Origin of the sequence: Streptomyces sp. ISL-43, from assembly GCF_018614195.1 — a bacterium.
In the GTDB taxonomy this organism is placed as follows: Bacteria; Actinomycetota; Actinomycetes; order Streptomycetales; family Streptomycetaceae; genus Streptomyces.
Genome location: NZ_JAGGOT010000014.1, coordinates 44,393 through 54,983, shown reverse-complemented (window position 1 = coordinate 54,983; position 10,591 = coordinate 44,393). Strand labels below are relative to the sequence as shown.

Below are 10,591 nucleotides of genomic sequence, written 5' to 3'. Positions count from 1 at the left end.
TTGGGATCACTAGACACTAGTTGAGATCTCTCGGTTTCGTGTCGGTGAGGTGGGTGTCAGTGGCGAGTCTGTTTGGTAGCGGACTCGAGTCTGCTTGGTAGTGGACTGCGGTGCAGGTCAGAGGGAATGTTCTGCCTGTCGCGCCCACTGTCGCGAAAGTGAGGGATCGGGGTCCTTTCGCTGTCATCGAGTGAAAGAGCGGCGAGGAAGGGTCCCGGAGCGGTGCTCAGACCAGTCGCCATGGACCCGGCCCGGCTTGCATCGGAATTCGAACACATGAGCTACTGAAATATGCGCCACCAGTACTTCCCCCCCGACCTGGTCCGAATACAGCTCGCCTGGATCCGCACCTACGAGGACCTTGATCGTCTCACACCCGCACAGAGCCCGACCGCGCTGCGCCGTCAGCTCCTGACCCTCTCCCGGGCCCTGGCCGTCCACCCGTACTGGGCCATCCCCGGCCGTTCACCAGTAGGTCGGGTGGAGCTGCTGCGCCAGGCCCGCGCACGCCGCTGGGCGTGGGCGGCGTGATCCGGCTGACCGCGCGCCGGGTGCGGATCCTCGAAGCAATCGCCGCCCATATCGCCGCCCACGGTGTGGGCCCATCGGTCCGTGAGCTCGGCCGGGCCGTGGGGCTGGCCAGCTCGAGCAGCGTCGCCCACCAGCTGGCACAGCTGGAAAGCGGAGGGCTGCTGGTGCGCGCCGGCCGGGCCTGGAGCACGGCCGAACTGACGGGCACGGCGGTGCGCAGGCTCGCTGCGTCGCGGTAAGCCCTGCCGCTTGGGCTGCCGTGTCGTGGCGCCGTCCGGCGTCCTCCACCAGGCGGTGACTTCATGCCCGGGTCAGGCTGGGCGTGGGGCCGTGCGAGGTGGCGTAGGAGGGGGTCGTCACCCCGTTAGGCCGTCTCTTTCGGATCATGCTTCGCCCTGGCGGGCGGCCCCCGTCCGGCGGGTCATCACGTAGACGCTCCCGGCCAGGCCAACCGTCCCGGATTGGCCTTGGCGGGCTCACCTCGGCATCACTACGGTCCTGACATGCACATTCACGTCGTCGACGCCTTCACCGACCGCCCTTTCGCCGGGAACCCGGCGGCCGTATGTCTCCTGCCGCCCGGGCAGTGGCCCGGTGATGCCTGGATGCGACAGGTCGCGGCAGAGATGAACCATTCCGAGACCGCGTTCGCTCTCCCGCTGCCCTCCCCGGCCGAGGCCGACTGGGCCATCCGCTGGTTCACCCCGCTCGTCGAGTCCACGCTGTGCGGCCACGCCACACTGGCCACGGCACACGTACTGCGCAGCGAGCGGGAACTCGCCGGCACCGTACGGTTCCTCAGCCGGCACTACGGCGTCCTCCTCACCCACGCCGACGAGGACGCCGGCGTCACCCTGGACTTTCCGGCGATACGGAGCACCGCGGTGCCCGCGCCGCACGGGCTGTCCGAGGCACTGGGCGTCGCGCCCGAGGCCACCTTCCGTTCCGACGGGCTCGGTGATCTGCTGACCGTCCTTCCCGACGAAGCCACCGTCCGCGCCGTGACTCCGGACATGTCCGCGGTGGCCGCCCTGACGCAGCGCGAGGGCCTGCGGAGCGTGATCGTCACGGCGCCGGCGGCCGGGACCGGCGCGGAGCACGACTTCGTCTCCCGCTTCTTCGCGCCGGGCAGAGGCATTCCCGAGGATCCGGTCACCGGCAGCGCCCACACCGTGCTCGCCCCCTACTGGTCGGCGCGCCTCGGCCGCAGCGAGCTCACCGGCCTCCAGGCATCCGCGCGCAGCGGCCTGGTCCGCACCGCCGTACACGAGGATCGCGTACACCTCACCGGTAACGCCGTCACGGTGCTGGACGGCACCCTGCGCGTCCAGCCGGTTCCGGAAGCAGCACCCGCCAAGGCCTAGGCGGTTTCGTTTGGATCAGCGGGCGGACCAGAGGAAAATGCCTGCGATGGGGAGGCCGGCGAGGTAGATGGTTGCGGTCTTCTCGTAGCGGGTGGCGGTACCGCGCCACTGCTTCAAACGATTGATGCACCGCTCGACGGTGTTGCGTTGCTTGTAGGCGTCCCGATCGAAGGCCGGCGGCCTGCCGCCTCTGTTCCCCCCGTCGCAGCCGGTGACCTTGTTGGTCCAGTGGGACTGTTGGTCCAGTGGGACCGGGATTACCGCTCGAATGCCGCGCTTGCGTAGGTGGTCGCGGATCGCGGGGGAGCAGTACGCCTGGTCGGCCAGGACGACGTCAGGCCTGGTCCGGGGTCGCCCGCGGCGCCGGGGAACGCGCGGTCGGGCCTTGACGTCGGTGAAGGCGGGTGCGTCGCCGGCTCGTCCGGCGGTGAGGACGAAGGCCAGGGTCGGCACTTGCTGTCGGTGGCGAGGTGGATCTTCGTTGTCAGGCCGCCCTGGGACCGCCCGATGGCGTGGTCGTGCGGCTCGCCGGGCCGGGGCCCCTTTTTGCGGGCCCGGGCAGCGTGGTGGTGAGCGCGGACGACCGTGGAATCCACCGAGACGGCCCCAGTCGAGGGTCGCGGCGGGCTAATCGCCCGAGAAGGCAATCCGCAGGTCTCTGTCCGCACGACAGCGCAGGCCCCAGGCCAGCAGTGTCGTGATGGCCTCATGCTCGGCACCCCTCAACCGAGCAAGATCCAAACCTTCCAGCTCCCGCACCATCCGGACCACTGCCTCACCGCGCAGCACAGTGTCCCCGTAAGGATCGACGTCAGCCAGGGTGGGCAGCCGGTGCCGGCCCAGCCTTTCGATGGCCGTCCAGAACTCGTCATCGACGACTATCCGCTCCAATGTCCTTGCTGAGGGACGCGGCCCTGGCCTCCGTCCAGTCCGGGAGGCCGGGACTCCGCGCCGCAGTTCGATGACAAGCGTCATCCCGACCCCCCTCCTCGTTCATGACTCACCCTGCCCGGCCTGGCCAACCGACAGCCAATTCTTCATGATCTAAACGAACCTCCTAGAGGTGGCGGCCCCTTCGCATGCTCTCTACCGGGTAGGGGCGGTGCTTGCGGAGGTCGACGCTTAGCTGCCAGCACGCCAGAGCTGTGTGCGTATCTCGGTTCGAGGAAACGGCAGAAGTGCCTGTTACAGAGCTCGGAACCCCTTCGGCGCACACAAACGGCATGGCGTGAATGAACTGTTTATCTGGCCGAAACTCCATTGTCCCAGCAGTGGAAGGGCTGCCCCGGCCTCCTGCCCCGTCTGCGTCAACTGGGCTTTGACACTTGCATCTTGCAAGGGAGAGTTGCGGACATGTCCGCATTGGGAAACATGAGTGCCGGGTTGTGGCGGTTGATGGCGAGTGCGGGCCAGAGTGTGGCTCCTCGGCAGGACGCCGGGAACCGCACGGAGCCCGCCCGGCTTGCACGAGGCCGGGATGGGCTGACTGTTCAAGGAGCCATCTGTATGTCTGCTTCCCTCGCCACCCGTCGTCTTTTCGCCGCGGTCCTGGCCGCCGGCGCCCTGGTCGGCGCGGCCGCAATCCCGGCCGCCGCCCACGGCGACGGCCGGCACTCCTCGATCGTCATCGGCGACGTCCAGCACGACAGCCGCGGCCGCGAGAGCCGCGCCCTGAACCGCGAATGGGTCGAGGTGAAGAACACCGGCCGCCACTCCGTCGACCTGCGCGGATTCACCCTCACCGACCGCGACGGCAATCGCTACCGCTTCAACCACCTCCGCCTGGACGGCCGCTCCAGCGTCAAGGTCCACACCGGCAAGGGCCGAGACACCCACCGCGACGTCTACCAGGACCGCCGCCAGCAGATCTGGGACGAGCGCGACACCGCCACCCTGCGCGATGGCCGCGGCCGCGTCATCGACACCGAGACCTGGGGCCGTCGCGGCCACCACGACCCCCGCTAATCCGGCGCGGCAGCCACACCACCGGGGACCGTGAACTGCCGGCCACCATCAGCAATGGGCGTGCCGCGGCAAACAGCCGCGGCACGCAACGCCCCCCACCACTCCCGAGGCCTGACCTGCCCGATTCGTCAGGCCTCCACCCCACGTCTGCGCCACACATCGTCGGGCTTGGGAGGTACGAGAGGTGTGACGAGAGGGGTATTGAGGCCGTTCGGGTCGCGCCCGGACCTCCATCGCAGTTACGGCGGTGCCCCGAGGCCTTGATCGAAGCAGCAGCGGCACATCCGACACGGGAGGCTTTTTGTGGAGTTCTGGCAGTACACCTCGTCCGAGGCCCCGCTCCCTCAGCTGGGCCTGGACCCCTACCGCTTCCCCGGCGCTGACACCGTGCAGCCCGCAACCCACGATGCTGCGCCGCAGAGCCGCCCGGGTGACACGGACTGGCTACTGCCTCCCTTCGGCGAAGAGCGTCCGGGGGCGCACGGGCCGGCGTCCGACCGGCGCCTCGGCCGGTCCCTGACGCCCATGGACCGGCGGCGGTTGGACCTGCAAGCGGCGCTGACAACCGCCGGCATTCCACCACTCCCCGGCGACGTGGAAGCCATCTACATTCTGTCGGCGCTCGACGACACGACCCACGCAGCCCTCGTACGATGGATCACCACCAGCCACTAGACGTTCCGTAGTTCGGTCAGGGGCCGGCCGCCGCGGCTGGCTGAACATTCGGTCCAAGGGCGCATGCCGGGGGCGGCTGGGGTCTGATGCGGCTCTCGGGGTTCCCGGGCTGGCGTTATGGGGTCCGAGACGGAGACGGAGACACGGACGGCTGCCACGAAGGCCTGCCACTGCTGTGCGCTCAGTTCTCGGATATCGGGCCGCATGACGACCGCGCGGGGGCGTTCGCACCGGATGCCGCGGTGCCCCGCAGTGGTCGACGGCATTGTGGACGGCCAGGGCGCGGGCGTCCTGCGCTGACGGACGCTCAGTCGACGGACTTACTGATCGCTTTCAGTGCGGGTCGAGTTGCGGGTCTTGTGCTCGGCGATCTTGGTCGGCAGGGGTGTCCGGGGTGCGTGCTGATTTTGTTCCGGAAGACCTGTGGGAGCGGGTGGCCCCGCTGCTGCCGAACGGCGCCACTGCTACCCCGGACGCACCCGTCGGCGTAACGCCGGCTGGCAGTGTGTCCGTCACGGTGACGGTGCCGGTGGTCGGCTCGGCGCTGGCGGCGTTGGACACATCGATCGTGTAGGTGCCGGTCCCGCCCTGGGTGAAGCTGCCGGTGTGGGACTTGTTGATGGTGAGGGCCGCAGCCTCCGAGGCCGGAACGATCGTGGTGGGATCGGAGTCCGCTCCAGGCAGAGGTGCCCCGCCTCCACTCGCCGTGACATTGTTGACGACCTCTGCCGGGGCGTCGTCGGCGACGTCGACGACGATGGTGATCCGGGGTAGGAGGCACCGGGCTCCAGGACGTCGCTCCTCGTGCAGCTCAACGGAGCGAGGGTGCAGGACCAGCCAGGACCGGAGATAGTAAGGGAGTGCGGTTCGCGGTGTCGTGGGGGAGCCGGGACGTCCTGGACGCGGTCCTCGTCGAGCACTGCCAGGGCGCGGACGAGTCGGCGGTGACCGGCCCGCGCGCTCCACTCCTGGCGCCTCCCTTCGCTCCCGGCGCGCCTGTTTCCGCAGGCGCCGGCGCGGTCCGGGCACACCCCGTGCATGACGGCGAGGGCGACCGGTAGGAGAACAGCGCGATGACCACGTTCACTCCGCCCAACTCGCCGACGGCTACGGCCGCGGCGCAGCTGCTGAAAGCAGTGGCGCGGCCTCGCCACCCGGTACGACAACACCGCTACCGTCCACCTGGCTGCCCTCCACGTCGCGGGCATCCACATCCGGGTCGCCAGGTGATCCGGAAGAAACGCCTTAGGCGACGCCGGGGATCTGCCGGGCGGCGAAGGCAGCCTGTACGGCGTCCGCCTCCGTGTCGCCGTACATCTGGCGCGCCGTCGCGATGGTCGTCAGCGCCGCGTTCTGGAAGCTGGTGTCGGGTGCGAAGTCGAACTGCGCGTTGATGATGATCCGGTCGGCGGTACGGGCGCCCAGCGCGTTGCGGATGTCGAACAGCGCCCGCGACCAGATCTCCCCGTCCGCGTGCACCTCGTCTTCCAGGTCCGCGTACACCTTGTCGCCGTCCACCCGGCGCAGGCAGTGCGGGGCGGTGCTGTACGGGACCGAGTCCCAGTCCGCCACGCACGCCAGGTCCGCACGGCGCGGCCAGCCGTACGCCTCCACCGCGTGCTCCCCCACCTCGACGGCCAGGTAGTCCCCGAAGGCCTCACCGATCGCGCCCGCTTCGGGGGACGAGCCGAAGCCGGGAACCTGCGCCTGGTGCACCGCGTGCCCGTACTCGTGGACGATCACCTCGGCGTCCTCGGCATCGTCCACGCCGCCCTTGCCGAAGCGGATCTCGCCCCTCCTGTCCGTGAAGAAGGAGTTGTCCCGGCCCCACTGGTTGATCCGCACCGCCTGCCGACGGTCATTGGCGCCCGGCAGCTCACTGCCGAAGCCCAGGCCCTGGAGGTACTCCTGCGCCTCGTTGACCCAGAAGTACGCCATCACCTGCTCGAACTGGTCGTCCCTGCGGTTGTACGAGGCCGCCGCGGAGACGGTGGCAGGGGCGCCGGTCTCCGAGCGGATGTACGCCCACCGCCCCGAAAGGCGGCCACTCGCGTCGAGGTTGCCCAGCCCGGCCAGGGTGTACGCGTAGGCCGGGACGGCCGCGGGGGAGTCCCTCTGGTCGGTGAGGTTCTGGTTCCCGGTGGACTGTACGGGGTTGACCATGAAGATCCGTGCCTGGGGCAGGGCGGCGGCGCCGGCGGTGGGGGCGGCGCCAACCGGTCCGGCCGGCACGAGCAGTGCGGCGCTGGCGGCGGCCGCGGCGACGAGACCACGGGTGGTGGTGCGGCGAGCCATCAACATCCTCCTGGGTGGGGCGGTTGCGTGAGCGACGGTGATCCTGCGCACGAAGGCGCCCATCGCCAGCCACCTGCTGCCCTGACCTGCGCACGTTTCGGGACGGCTCGGCTCCGCGACGGCCTCGCCGGATGATGGAAGCATGCCGTCCGGCCGCGGCCAAGGAACCCGACGGTGAACTCCTGCTACTCCGACGCCCGTACGCCCGTACGGCGCACCGCCCGCAAGGGGAGCTGGTCCGTCCGGTCCCGGGGATGGCGGCACAGGTCGGCGGTCCAGGCTGTTCCAGCCCGCCACGCGGGTCGACGCCCCGACCGGCGCCGTACGGAGGGGCAGCACCTTCGGTCAGGGCACCGTGCGCGAGGCCGCCGAGGCCCTGCTTGCCAAGTCGAACAATGTCAGCGCCCTGGTCTCACAGTTGGTCGCCGAGGGCCTGCTTAAGCGGCGCCAGGACGCCGTCGACAAGCGCATCGCGCACCTGCACCTGACGGCCGAGGCACTGCGCCGGGTCGCGGCGATCGAACAACTGGTCCAGGGCTATGTCACCGAGGCCCTGCGTACCCTGTCGGACGGAGACGTCGCGGCCATCGGCCTGTTCATGGTCGGCCTGGACGGCAGCGTGTCTCCATCGCACCAACCCCGAGATCGGCCGGGACCTGCACGCCTCCACCGCCGACCTGCAGCGGGTCACCAACACCTACCTGCCGGCACTGGCCGCCGCACTGATCCTCGGCGGCAGGCTGGGCGACCGCTTCGGACGGCGCGCCTTCTACAGATCGGCGTGGCCGGCTTCACCGCTTCCTCGGTAGCCATCGGCCTGAGCGGATCGATCGACGGCGTCATCGCCTTCCGCGCCCTGTAGGGCTTCTTCCGCGCTCTGCTGATGCCCAACACCCATGAAGGCGAGGGATCACACCTGCTGCATCGGCGGGTCCTGGGGGCTGCCTCAACCCGGCCCCCGACAACGGCTCGGCGCTGTGCCGGTCCTGTGGTCAGACCCGCCGGGATGGCGGCGCAGGAACCGCAAGCACAGCGAAGATGCGCTGAATTCGCGTGACCATTTCCTCGGCGGTCTGCTCGGTGTGATTGCGCCACCACGCGACGGCAGCGCTCACGGCCCCGTACCACAGGTGCGTGACGAGGTCGGCGTCGAGCGGATCGTCTGCCGCGGAGGGGCCAAGGAATTCGGCCACGCCGACTGCGCCCATGCGGTTCAGTTCCCGCCGGTACACGACGGCGGCGCTGTGGAGCTCCCCTTCGGTCGGCAAGGTCAGGTCGTAGACGAGCCCCCAGTCGTACAGGCGTCCTTCGAGGGCCCGGAAGACGGCCTCCATCGTGCGTGAGGCGCGTGTGATGTCGGGCGGTCCTGTCTGCGCGGATTCGACGGCTGCCGCGAGGCGGGACCCCGCTCGGTCGAGGCAAGCCAGGTAGAGACCGTCCTTCGACGAGAAGTACTCGTAGATCATGGGCTTGGTGATTCCTGCCCGCGCCGCCAGGGCCGCGGTCGACCCGCGGGCGTAGCCCTTCGTGCCGAACTCCTCCGCTGCCGCGTCCAAGATCAGCCGTTCCCGGTCCCTGCGAGGCATCCCCTTGGTGCCCACGCGCCGGGGGACGGGGGCGCTCTCGTGCTTGCTCATGACCTCATCCTATGCCAATCTGACCGCCCGGTAACTTACCTAACGTTCAGATAGGTGGGGCAGTGAGTGGCAAGACGCGTTCATGGTGGGGATGGGGAAACGTCGAGGACGCGGTAGCCGGTTCGGAGCGTCAGGAACTCACCCGGCGCGTCGCGGAGATGCTTCCGGGCGCGGATCTGACCGTGCACGAGGCACCGCCGATCGCGTCGTTCCGCTTGGCCGCCAGCCGGGTCCAGGCGCCACCGGCGCTGGCACCGTGTGCATCGGTGGCCAAGTCCGACCGGCTGACGCACAGCCATGGGCAGGCGTTCCGCGACGTAGCGCGGGCGCTGTTGGGGAAGCTGCCCCACGTCCCAGACCTCGTCGTGCGGCCTACGTCCGAGGCCGATGTCGTCCGGGTGCTGGAGTGGTGCACGGACGAGAACATCGCGGTGATCCCCTTCGGGGGTGGCACTTCCGTCGTGGGAGGCGTCGAACCCCGTGTGAGTGACGGGTACTCCGGGGTGGTCAGCCTGGACCTGACCTCGATGAACCGGGTACTCGAGGTCGACTCCACCAGCCGGGCCGCGCTCGTCCAGGCGGGCGTTCTGGGCCCGCATCTGGAGGAGCAGCTTCGCACGCAGGGGTACACCCTCCGCTTCTTCCCCCAGTCCTTCGAATTCTCCAGCCTCGGCGGTTGGCTGGCCACCCGCGCGGGCGGCCATTTCGCGACGCGGCTCACCCACATCGACGACCTCACCGAATCGCTACGGGTGATCACCCCTGCCGGAGCCGTCGAGACACGGCGGCTGCCGGGTTCCGGCGCCGGCCCTTCCCCCGACCGGATGTTCCTCGGCTCCGAGGGCTCGCTGGGCGTCATCACCCAAGCATGGGTCCGGCTCCAGGCCCGGCCCCGCTGGCGATCGGGCGCCTCGGTGGGATTCGCGAACTACGACGCGGGTGTCCGGGCGGTACGCGCGCTGTCGCAGTCTGGGCTCGACCCGGCCAACTGCAGACTCCTGGACCCCATGGAAGCGCTGATCAACGCCGGCTCGGCGACGGCCGTCCTGGTGCTCGGGTTCGAGTCGGCCGACCACCCCGTCACCGCCCCGATGGAACGAGCGCTGGAACTGTGCCGGGACCACGGCGGTGTCCTGTCCGACCAGCCGCGCTATACCGACAGCGCTGACGATCCCGCGCGCAGCGGAGCCGCGGACACTTGGCGCTCCTCCTTCCTTCGGATGCCGTACCAGCGGGATGCGCTCGCGGCCCAGGGCATGATCGTGGAGACGTTCGAGACCGCGTGCACGTGGGATCGGTTCGACCGACTGCGCGCGGCCGTCAACGACGCAGCCCAGGACGCCATGCGACAGGTCGGCGCCGTCGGCGTCGTGACCTGCCGGTTCTCCCACGTCTATCCGGACGGCCCTGCCCCGTACTTCGGCATCTACGCCGCCGGAAAGTGGGGCAGCACGGTGGAGCAGTGGGACGAGATCAAGGCAGCGGTCTCCGAGGCGCTCATCGGCTGCGGAGCCACCATCACCCACCATCACGCCGTGGGCCGTGACCACCGCCCGTGGTACGACCAGCAGCGCCCCGACCTCTTCGCCGCCGCCCTCCAGGCCGGCAAAGCGGTACTCGACCCGGCGGCGATCCTCAACCCCGGCGTAGTGATCGACCCCCTGCCCGGCCGACGAGAAGGCTCGGCAGCCCGAGGGCACCGATGAGTTTCGCAGCGAGCGGGTGATCGTCAAGTTCGCGGCGTTGGAGGTTGCCACCGGGAAGGCCATCGGCTGCTCCCGGCGACGGGTGGCCGACGACCTGACCGATCGCGCGTCACTGCTGCTCGAAGTGTTTCCGAAGCCAAGTGAGCAAGGCCGCGAACGTGGGGGTCATGGTGGCGTCCGACTGCTTGAGGACCGTCGAACGGCCGCCGTCTTCCACCGTGATCGTGTAGCTCATCGCATCCCTGGCGCGGCTGGGCTGGTCCGCCTCGGGCGTCGGGACGGCCGCGGCCACCAGCTGGGCCAGCTCCGCGGCCGCGTGCTCGGGCAGGGTATCTGTGTCCAGCACCTTGGGCGGGAGGCGGAGGTTGATCGCCGCCGCCAGCCCGCCGTGTGTCGCGAGAGTCACCTTCATTGCGTG

Annotated in this window: 10 protein-coding genes and 2 pseudogenes; 7 read left to right on the top strand and 5 right to left on the bottom strand. The window is 69.6% G+C overall.

Translation table 11 applies throughout. The annotated features are described in order from the left end of the window. Positions 1 to 291 precede the first annotated feature (291 nt). The 3 genes from J7F03_RS10320 (at position 292) to J7F03_RS10310 (ending at position 1,895) form a co-directional block, all read left to right on the top strand. Positions 292 to 531, top strand: a complete 240-nt coding sequence (locus J7F03_RS10320) for a hypothetical protein (RefSeq protein ID WP_214948397.1) — start codon at positions 292 to 294, stop codon at positions 529 to 531. Beyond that, positions 519 to 770 (top strand): LexA family transcriptional regulator, encoded by a 252-nt coding sequence (locus tag J7F03_RS10315; RefSeq protein WP_214948396.1) that lies wholly within the window; start codon positions 519 to 521, stop codon positions 768 to 770. Before J7F03_RS10320 ends, J7F03_RS10315 begins: the two co-directional genes overlap by 13 nt. 264 nt (positions 771 to 1,034) lie before the next feature. Next, positions 1,035 to 1,895, top strand: a complete 861-nt coding sequence (locus J7F03_RS10310; protein WP_214948395.1) for a PhzF family phenazine biosynthesis protein — start codon at positions 1,035 to 1,037, stop codon at positions 1,893 to 1,895. A 15-nt stretch (positions 1,896 to 1,910) separates the two neighbouring features. On the opposite strand, the pseudogene J7F03_RS10305 reads toward J7F03_RS10310, so the two are convergent. Then, a pseudogene (locus J7F03_RS10305) lies at positions 1,911 to 2,500 on the bottom strand (IS5 family transposase); the annotation flags it as partial. A gap of 22 nt (positions 2,501 to 2,522) precedes the next feature. Next, positions 2,523 to 2,870, bottom strand: a complete 348-nt coding sequence (locus J7F03_RS10300; RefSeq protein WP_214948393.1) for a hypothetical protein — start codon at positions 2,868 to 2,870, stop codon at positions 2,523 to 2,525. A 531-nt stretch (positions 2,871 to 3,401) separates the two neighbouring features. Here J7F03_RS10300 and J7F03_RS10295 point away from each other — a divergent pair. After that, a complete protein-coding gene (locus tag J7F03_RS10295; protein WP_214948392.1) occupies positions 3,402 to 3,860 on the top strand; it encodes a lamin tail domain-containing protein in 459 nt (152 codons plus the stop codon). A 303-nt stretch (positions 3,861 to 4,163) separates the two neighbouring features. Beyond that, complete coding sequence (locus J7F03_RS10290; RefSeq protein WP_214948391.1) at positions 4,164 to 4,535, top strand: hypothetical protein; 372 nt, start codon at positions 4,164 to 4,166, stop codon at positions 4,533 to 4,535. A gap of 1,245 nt (positions 4,536 to 5,780) precedes the next feature. Here the strand turns inward: J7F03_RS10290 and J7F03_RS10280 are convergent. Beyond that, positions 5,781 to 6,830, bottom strand: a complete 1,050-nt coding sequence (locus tag J7F03_RS10280; RefSeq protein WP_214948389.1) for a M4 family metallopeptidase — start codon at positions 6,828 to 6,830, stop codon at positions 5,781 to 5,783. A gap of 583 nt (positions 6,831 to 7,413) precedes the next feature. Between J7F03_RS10280 and J7F03_RS10275 the strand changes: the two are divergent. After that, positions 7,414 to 7,689: pseudogene (locus J7F03_RS10275) on the top strand (MFS transporter); the annotation flags it as partial. Positions 7,690 to 7,822: 133 nt separating this feature from the next. Here the strand turns inward: J7F03_RS10275 and J7F03_RS10270 are convergent. Beyond that, the gene (locus tag J7F03_RS10270; protein ID WP_251071703.1) at positions 7,823 to 8,467 is read right to left on the bottom strand and encodes a TetR/AcrR family transcriptional regulator; all 645 of its coding nucleotides are present in this window, start codon (positions 8,465 to 8,467) and stop codon (positions 7,823 to 7,825) included. Positions 8,468 to 8,529: 62 nt separating this feature from the next. Here J7F03_RS10270 and J7F03_RS10265 point away from each other — a divergent pair, with 62 nt between their 5' ends. Further along, positions 8,530 to 10,173 carry an FAD-binding oxidoreductase gene (locus J7F03_RS10265; RefSeq protein WP_214948388.1) on the top strand — a complete coding sequence of 548 codons (1,644 nt, stop codon included), beginning with the start codon at positions 8,530 to 8,532 and terminating at the stop codon, positions 10,171 to 10,173. A gap of 109 nt (positions 10,174 to 10,282) precedes the next feature. Here J7F03_RS10265 and J7F03_RS10260 read toward each other — a convergent pair whose 3' ends face one another. After that, complete coding sequence (locus J7F03_RS10260; RefSeq protein ID WP_214948387.1) at positions 10,283 to 10,585, bottom strand: protealysin inhibitor emfourin; 303 nt, start codon at positions 10,583 to 10,585, stop codon at positions 10,283 to 10,285. Positions 10,586 to 10,591: the final 6 nt, after the last annotated feature.

Coding starts and splice junctions, on each gene's coding strand:
- J7F03_RS10280 (WP_214948389.1), bottom strand. CDS start 6,830: ATGGCTCGCCGCACCACCACCCGTGGTCTCGTCGCCGCGGCCGCCGCC.
- J7F03_RS10310 (WP_214948395.1), top strand. CDS start 1,035: ATGCACATTCACGTCGTCGACGCCTTCACCGACCGCCCTTTCGCCGGG.
- J7F03_RS10260 (WP_214948387.1), bottom strand. CDS start 10,585: ATGAAGGTGACTCTCGCGACACACGGCGGGCTGGCGGCGGCGATCAAC.
- J7F03_RS10320 (WP_214948397.1), top strand. CDS start 292: ATGCGCCACCAGTACTTCCCCCCCGACCTGGTCCGAATACAGCTCGCC.
- J7F03_RS10270 (WP_251071703.1), bottom strand. CDS start 8,467: ATGAGCAAGCACGAGAGCGCCCCCGTCCCCCGGCGCGTGGGCACCAAG.
- J7F03_RS10295 (WP_214948392.1), top strand. CDS start 3,402: ATGTCTGCTTCCCTCGCCACCCGTCGTCTTTTCGCCGCGGTCCTGGCC.
- J7F03_RS10300 (WP_214948393.1), bottom strand. CDS start 2,870: ATGACGCTTGTCATCGAACTGCGGCGCGGAGTCCCGGCCTCCCGGACT.